Annotated in this window: 15 protein-coding genes; 3 read left to right on the top strand and 12 right to left on the bottom strand. The window is 72.6% G+C overall.

Features of this window, described 5'->3' with window-relative positions:
- A partial coding sequence (locus tag Q1K57_RS12245) for a cyclodeaminase/cyclohydrolase family protein (RefSeq protein WP_300083067.1) occupies nt 1-1132 on the top strand: 1132 nt, incomplete at its 5' end.
- 6 nt (nt 1133-1138) lie between these two features.
- On the opposite strand, the gene hutI is transcribed toward Q1K57_RS12245, so the two are convergent.
- The 9 genes from hutI to Q1K57_RS12200 form a co-directional block, all read right to left on the bottom strand.
- Nucleotides 1139-2311 (bottom strand): imidazolonepropionase, encoded by a 1173-nt coding sequence (hutI, locus tag Q1K57_RS12240; RefSeq protein ID WP_300083064.1) that lies wholly within the window; start codon nt 2309-2311, stop codon nt 1139-1141.
- Complete coding sequence (gene hutU, locus Q1K57_RS12235) at nt 2311-3954, bottom strand: urocanate hydratase (protein ID WP_300083069.1); 1644 nt, start codon at nt 3952-3954, stop codon at nt 2311-2313. Before hutU ends, hutI begins: the two co-directional genes overlap by 1 nt.
- 314 nt (nt 3955-4268) lie before the next feature.
- Entirely contained in the window at nt 4269-5726 is a 1458-nt protein-coding gene (locus Q1K57_RS12230) for an MDR family MFS transporter (protein ID WP_300083061.1), read from the bottom strand.
- Nucleotides 5727-5829: 103 nt separating this feature from the next.
- On the bottom strand, nt 5830-6579 hold the full coding sequence (locus Q1K57_RS12225) for an alpha/beta fold hydrolase (RefSeq protein ID WP_300083058.1): 750 nt from the start codon (nt 6577-6579) through the stop codon (nt 5830-5832).
- A gap of 149 nt (nt 6580-6728) precedes the next feature.
- On the bottom strand, nt 6729-8450 hold the full coding sequence (locus Q1K57_RS12220; RefSeq protein WP_300083055.1) for a glycoside hydrolase family 13 protein: 1722 nt from the start codon (nt 8448-8450) through the stop codon (nt 6729-6731).
- A gap of 202 nt (nt 8451-8652) precedes the next feature.
- Entirely contained in the window at nt 8653-10422 is a 1770-nt protein-coding gene (locus Q1K57_RS12215; RefSeq protein ID WP_300083052.1) for an IS1634 family transposase, read from the bottom strand.
- 320 nt (nt 10423-10742) lie between these two features.
- Nucleotides 10743-12596: a glycoside hydrolase family 2 TIM barrel-domain containing protein gene (locus Q1K57_RS12210; RefSeq protein ID WP_300083049.1), complete on the bottom strand. Its 1854-nt coding sequence runs from the start codon at nt 12594-12596 to the stop codon at nt 10743-10745.
- Nucleotides 12597-12653: 57 nt separating this feature from the next.
- The gene (locus Q1K57_RS12205) at nt 12654-13046 is read right to left on the bottom strand and encodes a CBS domain-containing protein (protein ID WP_300083046.1); all 393 of its coding nucleotides are present in this window, start codon (nt 13044-13046) and stop codon (nt 12654-12656) included.
- A 107-nt stretch (nt 13047-13153) separates the two neighbouring features.
- Nucleotides 13154-14086: a DMT family transporter gene (locus tag Q1K57_RS12200; RefSeq protein WP_300083043.1), complete on the bottom strand. Its 933-nt coding sequence runs from the start codon at nt 14084-14086 to the stop codon at nt 13154-13156.
- A gap of 58 nt (nt 14087-14144) precedes the next feature.
- On the opposite strand from Q1K57_RS12200, the gene fumC reads away from it, so the two are divergent.
- Complete coding sequence (gene fumC, locus Q1K57_RS12195; protein ID WP_300083038.1) at nt 14145-15545, top strand: class II fumarate hydratase; 1401 nt, start codon at nt 14145-14147, stop codon at nt 15543-15545.
- 13 nt (nt 15546-15558) lie between these two features.
- On the opposite strand, the gene Q1K57_RS12190 is transcribed toward fumC, so the two are convergent.
- Complete coding sequence (locus Q1K57_RS12190) at nt 15559-15996, bottom strand: hypothetical protein (RefSeq protein WP_300083035.1); 438 nt, start codon at nt 15994-15996, stop codon at nt 15559-15561.
- Nucleotides 15997-16214: 218 nt separating this feature from the next.
- On the opposite strand from Q1K57_RS12190, the gene Q1K57_RS12185 reads away from it, so the two are divergent.
- Nucleotides 16215-17084 (top strand): exodeoxyribonuclease III, encoded by an 870-nt coding sequence (locus Q1K57_RS12185; protein WP_300083032.1) that lies wholly within the window; start codon nt 16215-16217, stop codon nt 17082-17084.
- Nucleotides 17085-17190: 106 nt separating this feature from the next.
- Here Q1K57_RS12185 and mmuM read toward each other — a convergent pair whose 3' ends face one another.
- Together mmuM and Q1K57_RS12175 are read right to left on the bottom strand one after the other, a co-directional pair.
- The gene (gene mmuM, locus Q1K57_RS12180) at nt 17191-18081 is read right to left on the bottom strand and encodes a homocysteine S-methyltransferase (protein ID WP_300083029.1); all 891 of its coding nucleotides are present in this window, start codon (nt 18079-18081) and stop codon (nt 17191-17193) included.
- Entirely contained in the window at nt 18078-18761 is a 684-nt protein-coding gene (locus Q1K57_RS12175) for an SIMPL domain-containing protein (RefSeq protein WP_300083026.1), read from the bottom strand. The genes mmuM and Q1K57_RS12175 overlap by 4 nt, the downstream gene beginning before the upstream one ends.
- Between the last annotated feature and the right edge of the window lie 21 nt (nt 18762-18782).

Raw genomic sequence — 18782 nt, 5'->3', positions numbered from 1 at the left:
CGAGATTCTCTTCCACGAGGCCGGACGCCTCCGGTGCGGCTCGAGCGACCACACCACCCCGGACGCCGCCGCCCTCGCCGCGCACACGGCGGCCGAGCACGGGTACGAACTCGCCGCGCTGCTCGCCGCCAACGACGTGCCCCCGGGCGACCTGGTGGGCCGCAAGGTCTACCGCCCCGGTCGCTTCGCGCACTGCAAGGCCATCGGCTGGAAGGTCGACGCGTACGACCGGGCCCAGATCTCCCTCAACCTCACCGACCACCAAGTCACCCCGCCGCACCTCGTGCTCGAGGCGGCCCGCGAGCTGGCCGCCCAGCGCGGCGTCGTGGTGACGGGCAGCGAGATCGTCGGGCTGGTGCCCTTCGAGGCGTTGCGGCAGGCCGGCGAGTACTACTTGCGGCGGCAGGGGCGGACGCCGGGGGTGCCGGTCGGCGACCTGCTGGCGACGGCGGTGCAGTCGATGGGCCTGACCGACGTGGCCCCCTTCGACCCGGCCACGAAGGTGCTGGGGCTGCCGCCCGCGCCGGGGCCGCTCGCGTCGCTGGGCGTCGCCGACTTCGTGGATGAGGCCTCGCGCGACACGCCGGCACCGGGCGGCGGCTCGCTGGCCGCCTTGGCCGGTGCGCTCGGGGCGGCGTTGGCGTCGATGGTTGCGAGCCTCTCCGGCGACGCCGCGATGGCCGAGGTGGCGGTGGAGGCCCAAGCGGTGAAGGACCGCCTCGTCGCCGCCGTCGACGCCGACACCCGCGCCTTCACCGACTACCTGATTGCCCGGCGCCTGCCCGCGGGCACCGACGCCGAGAAGCAGGCGCGCGCGGCGGCGATGCAGGCGGGCCTGCGGCACGTGATCGACGTGCCTCTGGCCACGGCGGACGCCTCCCTGGCGGCCCTGAAGCTGGCCGATCGGGTGGCTCGGGAAGGGCTCGCGGCGTCGGTGACGGATGGGGCGGTCGGTGTCCAGCTGGCGTTGGCCGGGGTGCGCGGCGGAGTCTGGAACGCGCTGGTCAACCTGGCCGACCTCACCGACGCGGACTGGGCCCGTGGCGTCCGGGACCGGTGTGACGCGCTCATGGCCGAGGCCGGCCGTCTCGCCGAGGCGAACGCGGCGTTCGTGGCGGAGCGCCTCAGCTGAGGGACGTCACGCAGGCGGGAGGACGACACCCCCGGTGAAGACCTGCGCGACGAGCGGCACCCCCGGCCGATAGGCGAGGTGAACGTGGCTGGGGGCGTCCAGGACGACGAGGTCGGCGCGGGAACCCGGGGTGAGCCGGCCCACGTCGTCGCGACGCAGCGCGGCGGCGCCGCCCGCCGTCGCCGCCCACACCGCCTCCGAGGGGGTCATGCGCAGCTCGCGCACGGCCAGGGCGATCACGAACGGCAACGAGGTGGTGTACGAGGTGCCCGGGTTGCAGTCGGCGCCGAGCGCGACCGTGACCCCCGCGTCCAGCAGGCGCCGCGCCTCGGGGTAGGGGCCGCGGGTGCTGAAGTCGGCGGCGGGCAGCAGGGTGGCAACGGTGTCCGAGCCGGCCAGGGCGTCCACATCGGCCGGGCTCAGGTGCACGCAGTGGTCGACGGACGCGGCGCCCAGTTCCACCCCCAGCCGGACGCTTGGCCCGGCGGTGAGCTGGTTCGCGTGGACGCGAACGCCCAACCCGGCCCGCCGGCCGGCGTCGAGGACCGCCCTGGTCTGTTCGGCGTCGAAGGCCCCGACCTCGCAGAACGCGTCGATCCAGCGCGCGTGGGGGGCGCACGCCGGGATCATCTCCTCGACGACGAGGTGCACGTAGTCGTCGACCCGTCCCGCGAACTCCGGCGGCGGCACGTGGGCGGCGAGCAGCGTGGCCTCCGCGGTGTGGGCGTGCGCGAGCCGCACGGACCGCTCCTCGTCGCGCACGGTCTGCCCGTAGCCCGACTTCACCTCGAGCGTCGTCGTGCCCTGGCGTCGGTATTCGGCGGCGAGCCGGGCGAGATGGGCGTCCAGTTCGTGGTCGGACGCCGCCCGCGTCGCCGCGATCGTGGACCGGATCCCGCCCGCCTCGTAGGGCCGGCCGGCCATGCGGGCCGCGAACTCCTCGGCCCGGTCGCCGGCGAAGACGAGGTGACTGTGCGACTCGACGAACCCGGGCAGGACGGCGCGCCCGGCGGCGTCCCAGACCTCGTCGCACGGCTGGGCGCGCGTGCGCGGCCCGACCCAGACGACCCGGCCGTCCCGGACGACGACGGCCGCGTTCCTGATGATCCCGAGGGGGCGCTCGCCGACGGCGGGATCGTTCGTGACCAGCTCGCCGATGCGGTCGATGAGCAGGGCCATCAGGGCTCCATGGGAATGTGGACGCCGCGCTCGCGGGCGACCTCCCGGGCATGCGCGTAGCCCGCGTCGACGTGGCGCATGACGCCGGTGCCCGGGTCGTTCGTGAGCACGCGTTCGAGCTTCTCCGCGGCGAGCGGCGTCCCGTCGGCGACGCACACCTGGCCGGCGTGGATCGACCGCCCGATCCCCACCCCGCCACCGTGGTGGATGCTCACCCAGCTCGCGCCCGAGGCGGTGTTGAGCAGGGCGTTCAGCAGGGGCCAGTCGGCGACGGCGTCCGTGCCATCGGCCATGGCCTCGGTCTCGCGGTAGGGGCTGGCGACCGATCCGGCATCGAGGTGGTCGCGCCCGATCACGATCGGGCCGATCTCGCCTGCAGCCACCATCTCGTTGAACCGCAGCCCTGCGCGGTGGCGTTCGCCGTAGCCCAGCCAGCAGATGCGCGCCGGCAACCCCTGGAAGTGGACGCGCTCGGCCGCCATCGTGATCCAGCGGCGCAGGTGGTCGTCGTGGGGGAAGAGGTCGAGGATGGCGGCGTCGGTCTTCGCGATGTCGGCCGGGTCGCCGGAAAGGGCCGCCCACCGGAAGGGTCCCTTGCCCTCCTCGAACAGGCCCCTGATGTAGGCGGGCACGAATCCCGGGAAGGCGAAGGCCCTGGCGAAGCCGCCCTTGCGCGCCTCGTCGCGGATCGAGTTGCCGTAGTCGAACACCTCGGCGCCCGCGTCCAGGAAGCCGACCATGGCCGCCACGTGGGCCGCCATGGAGGCGCGCGCCCGCTCGGTGAAACCGTCGGGGTCGGACGCCGCCTGTGCGGACCACTGTTCGAAGGCGACGCCCTGAGGGAGGTACTTCAGGGGGTCGTGGGCGGAGGTCTGGTCGGTGACGACGTCGATGGTGATGTCGCCGGCGTGGTGCCGCTCGAGCAGGGCCGGCACGAGGTCGGCGGCGTTGCCGAGGAGGCCGATGGAGAGCGAACGGCGGGCCCGCTTGGCCTCGTTGGCGAGGCGGATCGCGTCATCGAGATCGGTGGCACGGACATCGAGGTAGCGGTGTTCGAGGCGGCGCTCGATGCGGGAGGTGTCGCACTCGATGACGAGGGCGACACCGTCGTTCATGGTGACGGCGAGGGGCTGCGCCCCGCCCATGCCGCCGAGGCCGGCGGTGAGGGTAATCGTGCCGGCGAGGGTGCGGCCGTTGCGCTTGCGGGCGACGGCGCCGAAGGTCTCGTACGTGCCTTGCAGGATGCCCTGGGTGCCGATGTAGATCCACGAGCCGGCGGTCATCTGGCCGTACATCATGAGGCCCTTGCGTTCGAGTTCGCGGAAGTGCTCCCAGGTGGCCCAGTCGCCGACGAGGTTGGAGTTCGCGATGAGCACGCGGGGCGCCCAGGTGTGGGTGCGGAACACGCCGACAGGCTTGCCGGACTGGATCAGGAGCGTCTCGTCGTCTGCCAGCTGCCGGAGCTCGGCGACGATCGCGTCGAACGCCGCCCAGTTGCGCGCGGCCCGGCCCGAGCCCCCGTAGACGATGAGGTCGTCCGGGTGCTCGGCGACTTCGGGATCGAGGTTGTTCATCAGCATCCGGAGCGCGGCCTCCTGCTGCCAGCCACGGCAGGAGAGTTCTGCTCCTCGCGGGGCCCGCACCGGTCGCGGCCCGTGCGTGCTGGATTCGCGTGTGCTGGGTTCGTGTGTGCTGGGTTCCGGTGCGTTCGACACGACGCCTCCTTCGGTCCGATGCGTTCAGGGTGCGCCGCGGGCGGGGAGGCGTGCGCAGCACCCTGCCTCGGGTCTCGGATCCGAGCCGGGCTGAAGAACCGCCGGAATCCAGCACGGGACCGGCGCTGATACGTCGCGAGGGCGCCCCCGGTGCGGTCCCGTGCTGGGATCCGGCAGATATTGGTGGGTCGGCGTGCTCATCTCGAGGCGGCAGTGCGCTCCAGCGATGGCTGAGCGCCCAGCTAGTGGCCGAGCGGTGCGTCGCCCTCGAACTCGGGCGGCCGGCGGAGAAAGAAGCTCGCCACGATCGTGAGGCACCAGACGGCCGCCGCGCCCCAGAAGGCGGAGTGCGAGCCGGTCAGCAGCGCGGCTCCTTCGGCCTCGCCCGCCGCCTGTGCGGCACCCGACCGGACCGAGAAGACCGTTACGAACATCGCGGTCCCGGCGGCGCCGGCCACCTGCTGCAGCGTGCCCACCACGGCCGATCCGTGCGAATACAGGTGCTTCGGCAGCGAGCCGAGAGCCACCGTGAACAGCGGCGTGAAGATGAACGAGAACGACGTGCTCATCACGATGTGACCGATCATGACGGCCCACCAGGGCGTGGCGAGCGACAGGGTCGCGAAGAACGAGAACACCCCCAGCACCGCGAAGCTCGCCGGGATCACCAACACGCGCGGCCCGAACCGGTCGTAGAGGCGTCCGGACACCGGCCCGAGCAGGCCCATGGCGATGCCGCCCGGCAGCATCATGAGCCCGACGCTCAGCGGATCCAGGCCGAACGACCGCTGCAGGAGCAGCGGCAGCAAGATGATCGACCCGAACAGCGCCATCATGGCCAGCGCCATCATCACGAGCGACACGGTGAACGTGGGATGGGTGAAGGTGCGCAGGTCGAGCAGTGCGGTGTCGCTGCGCTGCAGGCGGAGCTGACGCAGCACGAACACCACGAGGAACACGACGCCGCCCGCGAGCGCCGCCGGGGCTTCCCAGTGGGTGGCGCCGACCCCCTCGCCGATCGCGCTCATGCCGTAGATGAGCGGCCCGAACCCGAGCACGGTGAGCGCCACTGACCAAGGGTCGAGCGGCGCGAGGCGCTGCTCGCCGGTATTGCGCAGGCGCCAGGCGCCCAGGGCGAGCATGGCCAGCGCGATGGGCAGGACGGTCGCGAAGACGAACCGCCACGAGCCCAGGTGGAGCAGCAGCCCCGAGAGCGTCGGCCCCACCGCCGGCGCCACCGCGATCACGAGTGACGTGTTGCCCATCACGGCCCCGCGCCGGTGCGGTGGCACGAGTTGCATGATCGTCGTCATCAGCAGCGGCATCATCACCGCGGTGCCGGACGCCTGCACGACCCGTCCGCCGAGCAGGACGCCGAAGGTGGGCGCCAGCCCGCAGATGAGCGTCCCGGCACCGAAGAGGCCCAGGGCCAGGTGGAACAGCTGCCGCGTCGTCAGCCGGTCGAGGAGCCACCCGGTCACCGGGATCACGACGGCCATGGTGAGCATGAACCCGGTCGTGAGCCACTGGGCGAGCCGCTCGGTGACGCCGAAGTCGGCCATGATCGACGGCAGCGCCACGTTCATCGTCGTCTCGTTGAGGATCACGACGAACGCCGCCACCAGCAGGATCCCGATGATGGAACGGCTGTGGTCGCGCACGCTGGGCGGCGAGGTGGGCGCGGCGAGGGCGGGGGACACGGCGGCTCCTTCGGTCGATGGACGAGCGTGGTCGGCGTCGACCGTTCTGGCAAGGGTAGAGGACTCCCCCCGGCGAGCCGGCCGGGTTGCCGTCGCTTGCCGCTCAGCCGAGCGCGGCGAAGAAGGCGTCCAAGGTGGCCACGATCCGCGTCTCGGCCGTTGCCCGGGGCACCGTCGGGACGCCGTCTCCGGCCTGCGGTCCGCAGCGACCGAAGAAGCTGTGCACGGCCCCCTCGACGACGACCAGTTCGGTGCCCGCGGGCAGGCGCCGGACGCCGTCGGTCACCTTCTCTGCCTGGGCGACGCCGTCGTGCTCGGCGAGCAGGGACACGGCGGGGAAGGCGGCGCCCGACAGGTCGACGGCGTCCGGCGGATAGGCGGCCAGGAGGACGAGCCCGGCGACGGCGTCCGGGTGGTCGGCGGCGTACTGGGCGGCCATCGCGCCGCCGAGGGAGTGACCGCCCACGACGAGGGGCAGCCCCGGCGCCAGCGTGCCGGCGACGGACGCCGCGCGCCCCGGGTCGGTGACGGGGAGGTCGAAGGCGAACTCGGGGATGAGCGTGACGACGCCCTCGGCGGCCAGCGCGCGGCCGAGCCATTCGTAGGCCTGCGGGCGCACCAGGGCACCGGGGTAGAGGACGAAGGCGACGCGCGGGGCGGCGTCCGTGGGGGTGACGACGAGGACGCGACCGGCGGCGTCCGACACGCGGCTCACGCTCGGGGTGGAGCCGGGGAACGCGGCGTCCTGGCCGACGACAAGCGGCGGTCGGAACAGGAACGGATGGGCGAGCCCGAGGCCGTAGCCGATCGCGGCGGTGATCAGCAGGGTGACCAGCCACGTCACGCGTTTCACGAGGGGAAGCGTACGGGCTGGGCGGGGGTACTCTGCTGGGGGAGGTCACGTTTCTGACATAGGGAATCGTGGCACGTGCCGCGATTCCCTATGTCAAGAACGTGAGTCCCCCGCGGCAGCGGCAACGTGCAGCCCCCCGATCGGCTGCCTCACAGGCGCACCCACACCGCCGCGTCATGGGGGAGGCGGTGGTCGTCAAGAGGAGCGGACGCCACCAACACCTCACCCGGCGGCAACTCCACCGGTGTGGCACCGAAGTTCACCACCATCAGGACGCCGCCCCGGCGGAAGGCGAGCACGTCGCCGCCGTCCAGTTCGTCCCAGGCGAAGGCGTCCGCCCGGAGGTCGGGGAGCGTCCGGCGCAGCGCCAGCGCCCTCCGGTACAGGTTGAGCGTCGAGGCGGGGTCGGCGTCCTGGACCGCGACGGTGAGCGGTGCCCAGTGCGCCGGCATCGGCAGCCACGGCTCGGCGGTGGCCGAGAACCCGTAGGGCGAGGCCTCACCCGACCACGGCAGCGGCACGCGGCAGCCGTCCCGCCCGCGCATGCGGTGTCCGGAGCGCTCCCACACCGGATCCTGGAGCACCGCCTCGGGCAGGTCCTCGATCTCGTCGAGGCCCAGCTCCTCGCCCTGGTAGATATAGGCACCGCCGGGCAACCCCAGCTCGAGCAGCGCCGCGGCGCGGGCGCGGCGGCGGCCCAACCCGATGTCGGTCGGCATCGCGAGCAGCGCGGCGGACAACTCGATGGGTTCGGCGGCCGTCTCCGACTCGGCGGTGAAGTCGCGCCCGGTCACCGGCTTGCCGTAGCGCGTCGCCACGCGGGTGTTGTCGTGGTTGCCGAGTACCCAGGTCGTGGGCGCCCCGACGGCCTCGTGCGCTGGGATGGTGTGGTTGATCACCCACCGCTGCGACGCCGCCGACCACTCCGAAATGAGGGCGTCGAAGTTGAACGTCGTGTGCAGCCGGTCGGGTTCGACGTAGGCGACCAGCCGCTCGATGGGGTCGATGTAGGCCTCGGCGACGAACACGCGCCCACCCAGCTCGGTGCCCGCATAGGCGTCGGCCACCGCCCGCCACCGGCGCTGCACGTCGGCCAGCCCCGGCTGGTCCCACTGGGGCATGCCGGGGTTCTTCTCGTTCGACCCGAACCCGGTCTCGGGATTGACCGGCACGTCGGGCAGGGCGGCGTCCTTCACCATCGCGTCGGCCACGTCGATCCGGAACCCGTCGATGCCCCGGTCGAACCAGAACCGCATCACCGCGTCGATCTCGGCGCACACGTCTTCGTTGGTCCAGTCGAAGTCTGGCTGGCTGATGTCGAACAGATGCAGGTACCACTGGCCGGGTCGTCCGTCGGCCTCGGTGACCCGCGTCCATGCCGGACCGCCGAACAGGCTCCCCCAGTTGTTGGGCGGCTCCTCCCCGTGCTCGCCCCGGCCGTCGCGGAACACGTACCGTGCCCGCTCGGGGGAGCCCGGCCCGGCCGCCAGCGCGGCCCGGAACCACGGGTGGTCCCAGCTGGAGTGGTTGGGCACCAGGTCCAGCAGGACGCGCAGCCCGCGCGCGTGCGCCGCCGCGATGAAGGCGTCGGCGTCGGCGAGGGTGCCGAAGTCGGGCGAGACGTCGCGGTAGTCGGCCACGTCGTAGCCGCCGTCGAGCAGCGGTGAGGGGTACCACGGGCTGACCCACACGGCGTCGACCCCGAGGCCGGCGAGGTGGTCGAGCCGGTCGATCATGCCGCGGATGTCGCCCGTCCCGTTGTCGTCGGAGTCGGCGAACGACCGCGGATAGATCTGGTAGACCACGGCGTGGCGCCACCAGTCGGGGTCGAGGAAGTGCGGGTTGGCCACTGCGGCGTCGGCGTCGGTCACGCGCCCAGCCAACCGCGCCCTTCCGACGCGGTCAAATCCGTCGGAGCGGACGAAAACGTGACAACCCTTGGCCCGGGTTCCGCAGCTGGTGGGCAGGCGGTGGGGCCGGATTCTGGGTTTGGCTAGGGGGAACGTGGTCCGGGCCCGGAGGGGGTCGTGTGTCCACGCCTTCCGGGCTTGTGGTTGATGGTGTTTGGGCTTGTCAGGCTGGGGTGAGGGTGGTCACGGCGGGTGGTGGGGTGATCTTGCAGGCCTGCAGAATGCCGGCTTGGGTGGTGTTGAGCGGGGTGACGTGTACGACGGTGCCGGCGGTTCCGGTGAGGGTGACGGCGTGGATCCGGCCGAGTTCGATCGCGATCCGTCGCCAGGTCTGTCCGGTGGAGCGTTCGGCGACCCGGATGAGGAGGAGGGCGAGCCAGCAGAGCAGGACGTGGGCGCGGATCCGGGGTTCGAGCCGGTGGTACACGGGGCGTAGTTCGAGGGTGGACTTCAGGTCCCGGAAGCCGCGTTCGGCTTCGAGGAGGTTCTTGTAGCCCAGGGCGACGTCTTCGGCGGACAGGTCCGGGTCGCTGGTGGTGAGGAGGTACTTGCCGTCGAGGCGTTCCTCGGCGGTCACCTTGGCCCGGTCGATGGTGAGGCGGCCGGTGGGGAGTTGCTTGACCCAGCGGCCGAGGGCGGGGTGGTCGCGGAGCGCGCATTCGGCCTTCACGTGCGCGGGTTGGGGGGCGGGTTTGGCTTCGGTCGTGTCGGCCGGGTTGGCGTCGCCGGCGGTGTCGGCGTTCGTCTTGGCCGGGGTCTTCGGGGTGGTCATGCCGGTCTTGCCTGTGGCGGTGGCCTTGTCGCGGAGGGTCTTGATGCGGTCGAGTTCGGCCTGGACCGCTTCGAGGGCGTGGTCGCGTTGGGTCTTGTCGCGTTCGGCCTCGGCCGGGTTGTGGCAGATCACCCACCGGCGATCGGGTGCGGCGTCGAGCTTGACTTCCTTGACGCGGAGGTTGTCACGGACCTGGGAGTAACGGCCCTGCCTCGACAACGCGGCTTCGACCAGCGACGACCCGTCGCGCATCCGTTCGCCGGCGATGTAGTGCCCGCCGGCACGTTTCAGGTAGGCGAGGTTCGCCTCGGAGGAGAAGCCGCGGTCGACGACGGTGACCACACGGCCCAGCCGCCACAACCGGAGGTCGTCCTTGACCTGGGGCAGGACCGTGGTGTCGGTGGTGTTGCCGGGCCAGCACCAACACCGGACCGGGATGCCTTCCTTGGTGACCGCCAGGCCGATCACGACCTGGGGTAGGTCGGTGCGGTGGTCCTTGGAGTGGCCGTACAGGCGGAACGCGGTGTCGCCGGTCTCTTCGGTGTCGCGTTCGAAGTACGTGGACGTGGTGTCGAACAAGAGCACGTCGACTTCGAGGTTGAGCAGGTGCGCGACCGCGAAGAACACCGCCTCCTGCACCCGGGCTTGGGCGTCGGCGTCGATGAGGGCGTCCATCGCCCGGTAAGCCTGGTCCTCATCCATGCCGGTCAGGCCGGGGATCGTCACATCACAGGACGCCCACTCCGCCGCGGACAGCTTCGAGCGCGGGTCGATGGCCCGGTTCGCGACCAGCGCGAACAAGACGCGTTCGACATCGGTGGTGAACCGGCGGGGCCCCAACGCCCTCTTCAGGGCATCGTCGACGCCCAGGGTGTGCCACAGGCCATCGAGCAGGTGCACCGTCCCCATCGGACGCGACCCCGCCACCGTCAACTGCTCGCCGGGAATCCCGACGTCGGCCTGGTCGGGCGTGGTGCCCAGGTAGCGGTTGATCGAGGCGACCAGGCGGGCCAGGCCGGCGCGGTCCAAGGCGTCCTCGCGGCCGAGGTTGACCAGCACCTCGGCCTGGGTGACGCCGTCGACCTTCCGGTTGTGGGCGACCTGCACGTACCGCACGACCGAGCCGTCCTTGTTCCGCCGTTGGGTGGTCCGCAGGTACATGCCCACCAGCCCACCGGGTTCCCAGCCGCCATGTCAAGCGAAACACCACAAATCGTGTGCCCACCGATTTCCAGGGTTCCCCGACCCACCACCCCCACTGACAAGCCCAAACATCTGCGCCGATCCGCCCGAATGCCCACCAACTGCGGAACTCGGGCTTGGGTGCCCTCCTGCCAGCTGGCTAAGCTCGCCGGCGGAGTTTCACCGCTCCGGGCAGGCCCCTTCGCTGTGCTGCTGTCACGCTTCCCCCGGAGCGCCCCGACGTGCACCGGCGTGGGGGCCTTCCTCACACCCGGGCGCTGCGACGGGTCCCGCATAGCTCAGGACGCCGCCTCTCGCGTCCCTGCGAAGACCGCCCGGAGGTCGGCAACGGGTGCCTTGGGCGTCCGATCGGGCCAAGCGAGGCCGTTTTGTTCTTGCAGGGTGTCGGTGAGCTGGGTCCAGCAGAAACCGGCGAGCGCGGAACCGGGGCCGACGGCGTCCACGAGCGCAGCCACCCGCTCGAGCAGCGCAGACGGCGTCCGGACCCGCCCGTAGCCCTTCCACGCCTCGGCATCGCTGTCGAGGGAGACACCGCCGAACTCGCTGAGCAGCACGGGCGTCCCTTCGAGGGCGAGCATGCGGGCGAGCTGGCGCCCGCGCCCCCACGGCGTGCCGCCGGGCAGGCGGACGCCGGGGGCGCCCACGATCTGGCGCCGCCCGAACGGACGCCGCCAGGCCAGCGTCGCAGCGAGCACACCGTGGCCGTACTTGCGGCGCAGCTTGCCGGCGTCGTGGCTGTAGTCGTGGACGCCGATGACGTCGCCGACGACGTGCTCCCATCCGTCGTTCCCGAGGGCGAGCCGGGTGGGGTCGAGGGCACGGGCGAGGGCGTGCAGGGCGACGACGGCGTGCCGGTGGGCGTCGCTGCGGGCGAGATCCGGGACGCCCCAACTCTCGTTGAACGGCACCCAGGCGATCACGCTCGGGTGGTTGCGGTCGCGTTCGATCAGCCCGGTCAGGTTGTCGACGGTGCGCCGCAGGGACGCCGCCGTGAACGCCTGCGCGGCGGGCAGGTCGGCCCACACCATGAGGCCCAGTTCGTCGCAGGCGCGCAGGAAGCGCGGGTCGGCGGAGACCTGGTGCATGCGCAGGCCGTTGAAGCCGAGGTCGGCGACGAGGCGGGCCTCCGCTCGAAGGTCGTCCGCGGAGGGGGCCGTGAAGTGGGTGTCGGGCCAGTAGGCCTGCTCGAGAACGAGCCGGCAGAAGGTGCGCTCGCCGTTGATCGTGACGTGCCCGGCGTCGGCTTGGACCGTCCGCAGGCCCGTGTAGCTGGCAACCTCGTCGATCACCGTGCCGGCGCGGAGCAGGCGGAGGTCGATGTCGATGAGCGCCGGTCGGTCAGGGGACCAGAGGAGGTCTTCGATCGTGGCCGTGCGCGGGTCGCCGAGGCGCAGCCGGAACTCGACCTGCGGGCCGCTCGCCTGGATGGCGTGCCGCGCGAGCAGGGTGTCCCCGTGGCGGAACGTGGCCTCGACGGTGAGTGGCTGGCCGCCGTCGTGGCCCGCGAGCCAGACGGTGCCGGTGAGGTCGCCGCGCGGGGTCTCGGTGACCCAGCGGGCAGCGTCCAGCCTGGTGGCGGGCACTTCCTCGAGCCAGACACCCCGCCAGATGCCCGAGCTGCGCCGATACCAGATGACGGCGGGGGTGGTCGTCCAGGCCTGCTTGCCGCGGGGGAGTTCGAGGTCCCGGGCGTCGTCCTCCGCCGCGACGACGAGGGTGTGGACGCCGCCGGTGCCGCCGGAGCCGGTGAGTGCGTCGGTGATGTCGAGGGTGAAGGGCGTGTAGCCGCCCGCGTGGGCGCCCACGGGATGGCCGTCGACCCAGACCCGCGCGTCGTGGTCGACGCCCTCGAAGTGCAGCAGGACGCGTGTGCCGGCATCCGCGGTGGCGGTGAACGTGCGCCGGTAGCGGGGGTGTTCGCAGAGGTCGACGCCGATGCCGGACGCCGCCGACTCGGGCGGGTAGGGCACGGTGATGGTGGCGTCGTAGGCCAGCGCGAGGGGGGCGTCGCCCGGCGAACCGGAGGTGAACTCCCACGGCCCGTCGAGGCTGACCCAGCCGGGGCGCGCGAACGTGGGGCGGGGGTGTTCCCGCAGGAGGCGGGTGCGGTCCGCGCCGTCGAGGGGCTGCATGGGGCGAGGGTAGCGGCCCGGACGGCGTGCCGCCGCCCGGGCCGATCGGACCTTCCGTCAGTCCTTGCTGATCTCCTCGACCACCTCGCCGGCGGTCGCGTTGTCGAGGTCGCGGGCCACGTCGGCCTGCGAGATGACCCCGACGACCTTGCCGTTCTCCACCACCGGCACCCGTCGGATCTGGTGCTCGCCGAGCACCTGCGCCACCTGTTCGGCAGAGTCCTCGACGTCGACCGTCACCACGGTGTCGGACGCAGCCTCGGCGACGGTGGCCGTGGCGACGTCGAGCCCCTTCGCGACGGCGTTGATGACGATGTCGCGGTCGGTGAGGACGCCGACCAGCGTGTCACCGTCGACGACGGGCATCGAGCCGACGTCGTACTTGCTGAACATGCGGGCAGCGGCGACGAGGCTCTCGTCGGGGGCCAGGCACTGGGCGGGCGCGGTCATCAGGTCGCGTGCGTCGTCATGCGGTTCTCCCTTGAACTTCTCGGCAGGGGTTGTTCCCCCTTGTGAAGCGTCCACACAACCACATCGGGACGCCGCCGCGCCACCCCTCACGCGGGTCGGCCGCCGCCGCGGGACGCCGTGGCCGTCAGTGCCACGGCGCTCAGCAGGAGGCCGGCCCCGACCGCGGCCGAGGGGGTCAGCCGCTCGCCGAGGACGACCGTCGCCAGCGTGGTGGCGGTGAGGGGTTCGAGCAGGGAGACGAGGGAGCCGGTGGTGCTCGACTGGGTGCGCAGCCCGCGGAAGTAGGACAGGTAGGCGACCGCGGAGGGCACGAGGCCCAGCGCGAGGACGAGCCCCACGGCGGGCGGGGTGGGGGTGAACGCGAGGCCCCCGGTCAGGCCGGCGACGGCGAGCACGACCGCCCCGCCCAGCAGGAACGCGGCCGCGGTGCCGGTGGCGTCGTGGTAGTCGGGTTCGGGCCGGGCGCCGAACAGGCTGATCGTGGCGAAGGACGCCGACGCGACCAGCGCCAGCCCCACCCCGGTGAGGGTGCCGGCGAGGCCGGCGCCGGTCGGTGCCGGCGTGCCGACGAGCAGGATCAGCCCCGCACCGGCCACCGCGAGGGTGAGCGCGAGGCGTCCGGTCACCCGCTGCCGGCCCGTGAGGGCCTCGACCGCGATGACCATGAGCGGCGTCGCGCCGATTGCGACGAGCGTGGCGACCGCGACGCCGACGTACCCGATGGCTGAGAAGAAGCCGAACTGGTAGGCCGCGGACGCGGCCGCGATCGCGGCGATGCGCCCCCAACCGGCGCGGGTGCGGGGCAGGCGAACCCCGCGCGTGACGAGCAGGAACGCCGCGATGAGCAGGCCGCCGACGAAGACGCGGTAGCCGGCGACCGCGAGGAAGGGCAGCCCTGAGGCGGCGCGCAGCAGCGTCCCGATGGTTCCCGACGTGCCCCACGTGACCCCGGCGAGCGCCAGCCAGCCGATCCCCCCGCCGCGGCGGAGACCCCTCTCGGTGGCGATGGGCACGACCATGCGCCCAACCGTCCCACAGCCCCGCCCGCGGCCGGCACGGGCGACGTACGGTGGACGCATGAGCACCAGGACCGAAACCGACAGCATGGGCGCCATCGAGGTGCCCGCCGACGCCTACTGGGGTGCCCAGACGCAGCGCTCCGTCGAGAACTTCGACATCGGCCGCGACACGTTCGTCTGGGGTCGCGCGATGGTGCGCGCCCTCGGCGTCCTCAAGAAGGCGGCCGCCGAGGCCAACGGTGAGCTCGGCGAACTTCCCGGCGACGTGGCTGACCTCATCGTCGCCGCGGCCGACCGGGTCATCGCCGGCGAACTCGACGACCAGTTTCCGCTCGTCGTCTTCCAGACCGGCTCGGGCACCCAGTCGAACATGAACGCCAACGAGGTCATCAGCAACGCCGCGATCGAGCTGGCGGGCGGCGTCCGGGGGTCGAAGAAGCCCGTCCACCCGAACGACCACGTCAACCGGGGCCAGTCGTCGAACGACACCTTCCCGACGGCGATGCACATCGCCGTGGTCTCCGAGCTGAACGGCCGCCTCTACGCTCCCGTCGAGGCGTTGCGGGACACGCTGGCCGGCAAGGCCGAGCAGTACGCCGAGGTCGTCATGGTCGGCCGCACCCACCTGCAGGACGCCACGCCCGTCACGCTCGGCCAGGTCATCGGCGGCTGGGTGGCGCAGCTGGACTTCGCCCTCGACGGCATCCGGCACGCCGACGGCCGGGCCCGCGAACTCGCGATCGGCGGCACGGCGGTGGGGACGGGTCTCAACGCCCACCCCGAGTTCGGACGCCGCACCGCCGAGCGGATCACCCACGAGACCGGCCTGGAGTTCACGCAGGCGCCGAACCTGTTCGCGGCGCTCAGCGCGCACGACTCTCTCGTCGAGGTGAGCTCGTCGCTGCGGGTGCTCGCGGCGGCGCTCATGAAGATCGCCAACGACGTGCGCTGGTACGCGTCGGGGCCGCGCAACGGCATCGGCGAGCTGCGCATCCCCGAGAACGAGCCGGGCAGCTCGATCATGCCGGGCAAGGTGAACCCGACGCAGTCCGAGGCGGTCACCATGGTCGTGGCGCGCGTGTTCGGCAACGACGCGACCGTCGGGTTCGCAGGCACCCAGGGCAACTTCCAGCTCAACGTGTTCAAGCCGGTCATGGCGCACGCCGTGCTGGAGTCGATCCGGCTGCTGGCCGACGCCGCCCGCTCGTTCGACGTGCACTGCGCGGTGGGCATCGAGCCGAACACCGAGCGCATCGCCGCGAACCTGGCCTCGAACCTCATGCTCGTGACGGCGCTCAACCGCCACATCGGTTACGACGCCGCCGCCGCGATCGCCAAGGACGCCAACAAGACGGGTTCGACGCTGCGGGAGGCCGCGCTGCGCTCGGGCAAGGTGACTGCCGAGGAGTTCGACGCCTGGGTGGTGCCCATGGACATGACCCACCCGAGCGCCGGCTGACCCTGGCGCGGGGTCAGGCGGCGGCGCCGCCCCGATGGGTGCGGTACGCCCCGAAGGCGAGCAGTGCCGTCGAGACCAGCAGCCACGACACGCCGGCGACCGTGAGCCAGAGGCTGAACGTGGTGGGCGGGATGCCTGAGCGAACCAGGGCGGGGATCACGACCACCGACATGGCCGCCGAGTAGAGCCAGCGCGCGGCGAGCATGGCGCAGATGAGCACCATGCCGCCCCGGGCGGCGCGGGAGGCCGCCCGCCAGGACAGCGCGATCAGCACGAGCACGGTGAGCGTGATGAGGACGAACAGGGCGGTCCACGCTGAGGATGTGACCGTCATGAACAGCTGGATCCCGGCCGTGTCCAGGCCCGAGTTGCCCAGCCACAGGCCCAGGAAGATGCCCCAGAGGAAGTTCAGGAACGCCAGCACGATGTCGGCGATCGTGAGGAGCACCACCCAGCGCAGGAGGCTGCGGCCGGCCGGCCGGGGGCGGGACGGGAGTGAACGGGGGCGTCGGCGCCCCGGGGACCGGGGGCGCCCCGCTCGGGAACGGTGTTGGCCCTCCCGGGAAGGGTGTTTGCCCTCCCGGAAGGGGGGCGGGGCCGGGCGGGTACGAACCGTAGGGCGGGGTGGTCATGGGCCCCATCATCGCAAGACGGGCTAGCCTGCGTGGGGTGAGGATCGTCACTTGGAACGTGAACTCCGTGAAACAGCGCGTGCCGCGGCTGCTGCAGTGGCTGGACGAGCGGCGTCCCGACGTGGTGTGCCTGCAGGAGACCAAGCTCACCGAGGAGGCGTTCGGCGCGCTCCTCGGGGAGGAGTTGGCCGCGCGCGGCTACGCGTTCGCGAGCCACGGGCAGGGGCAGTGGAACGGGGTGGCGCTGCTGTCGCGCGTGGGGCTCGACGCCGTGGAGCGCGGCTTCGCCGGGCAGCCCGCGTGGTCGGGCAAGGAGGAGGCGCGTGCGATCAGCGCGGTGTGCGGCGGCGTGCGCGTGCATTCGCTGTACGTGCCGAACGGGCGCGAGGTGGACTCCGACCACTTTGCCTACAAGTTGGCCTGGCTCGCCGCGTTGGCGGACGCCGTCGGTGCCGGTCCGGCGGAGGTGGCGTTGTGCGGCGACTTCAACATCGCCCCCGCGGACGCCGACGTGTTCGACCCCGCCGCCTACGTAGGGCACACGCACGTGACGCCGCCGGAGCGGGCCGCGCTGGGGGTGTTCGGTGCCGGCGGGCTGACCGATGTGCTGCGGGACCGCTGGCCCGAGGAGCGCGTCTTCTCGTACTGGGACTACCGGGCCGGCATGTTCCACCAGGATCTGGGCATGCGCATCGACCTCGTCCTCGCCTCGGCGCCGGTGGCGGGACGCGTCGCCGCCGCGTGGGTCGACCGTGCGGCGCGCAAGGGGAAACTGCCCAGTGACCATGCACCCGTGATCGTCGACCTCGACGTGGCGCCCGACGGCGACCTCGGCCCTGTCGTGCCGCCGCCGTCGGCACCGCGGCGCCCCCGCGGGACGGTGCGCCTGCCCCAGTCGAAGGACTGATCCGCCGACAGTCCCGGATGGGTGGGCGGGCGGTCACCTCGTGTCTGAGTCCCCAGGCACGCCGTGGAACCAGCGAAACCGGGCCCCGACCGGCCGGACAGAGGGCTCAACCAGCCCGGACGTCCGCGGCGAGAGCAGCGATGTCAGCGGGCCCCACGCGGCAGCACCCGCCCACCAGCCGCGCGCCGGCGTCCAGCCAGGAGCGCACGAGGGCGGGGTCGAACGCGGACTCGCCGACCCAGGCGCGCGCGACGGCGTCCCACGACTGGCCCGAGTTCGGGTAGGCGATGCCCGGCCGGACGCCCTGGGTCGCGGCGAGCACACGCACCACTTCGTCCGGCGCCGAACAGTTAAGGCCCACGGCGACCACAGCGTGAACATCGGCCGCCATGGCGAACGCCTCGGCGACCGACTCCCCGGACCGCAGGCGTCCGCCGGCGCACGTCACGCTCAACCAGGCGGGCACGCCGAGGGCCTCGACCTCCGCCAGCAGAGCCTCCGCCTCCGCCAAGCAGGGGATCGTCTCCAGGGCCAGCACGTCAGGGGCCGCGGAGGCCAGCACCTCCAGCCGAGGCCGGTGGAAGGCGCGCAGCTCGGACACACTCAACCCGTAGTCCCCCCGGTATTCGGAGCCGTCGGCCAACACCGCGCCGTAGGGTCCGACCGACGCGGCGACCCACCCGTCCGGCGCCGCCTCGTCCCGCGCGCGCCGGGCCAAATCCACCGACGCGACCATCAGGCGGGCCGCGCCGGCGGCGTCCAGCCCGAGCCCGGCGAAGCCGGCGAAGGACGCCTGGTAGGACGCCGTCGTGGCGACCTGCGCTCCTGCGGCGAAGTACTCGGCGTGGGCGGCGACGACGGCCCCGGGGTTGTCGCGCAGCAACCGAGCCGACCAGAGGTCCGAGGTGAGGTCGTGGCCGTGCGCCTCGAGCAGGGTGGCGAGGCCGCCGTCGAGCACGACCGGACCCGTGGCAACGGCCTCCGCGAGCGTGGTCACGGGTGGAGTCTTCTCGGGGCGGGGTTGGTGGCGCCGCCACCGCGCTCGACCGCGCGGAAGCAGCCCTCGATGGACACCGTCCCGGTGACGTCCTCGGGAACGACCGGGCTGGCACCCCCGTCGGCGAGCGCCGCGCGGGCGAACATGGCCTCGCCGTAGGGGTGGGGTCCGGCGAGTTGGGGGTCGCGGAACCAGACGGGCGCGATATCGCGCGCCCCCGCAGCCCGCGCGACCACCAGCGCACGATGCTCGGCATCCTCGACGGCGGCCGTGAGGGCGTCGTCGCTGAGGCGGTCGCGGGTGGCGTCCGAGAGTTCCCAGGCCACCCCCTCGAGGGTGCAGCCGTCGCGCAGTCCCCAGTCGGCCACGAACGTGGCCAGCGCCGACACATCGACGAACCGCGCCTGGACGCGCACCTGGGCGCCGTGCCGCGGCGGCAGCGGCTTGCCCGAATTTCCCTGTGGGCGCCACGACGACGTCGTCAGGGGCGCCACCACATGCCACGTCACCACGCCCGCCTCGGTGAGGCGCGCGAGGGCGTCCGCCACCTCGCTCGCCAGCTGCGACGCCGTCGCCGTCGCCTCGCGGCGCGTCGCGGCCTCACCCCCCAGGCTGAGGGTGAGCAGCCCGCTCTCGGCGGGCACCGCATAGGTGTGCCGGCCCGTCACCGTGATCTCCATCGGACTCCCTGCCTTGTTCAC

The organism is Propioniciclava sp. (assembly GCF_029977985.1).
In the GTDB taxonomy this organism is placed as follows: domain Bacteria; phylum Actinomycetota; class Actinomycetes; order Propionibacteriales; family Propionibacteriaceae; genus Propioniciclava.
This window is presented reverse-complemented; position numbering and strand designations above follow the sequence as displayed.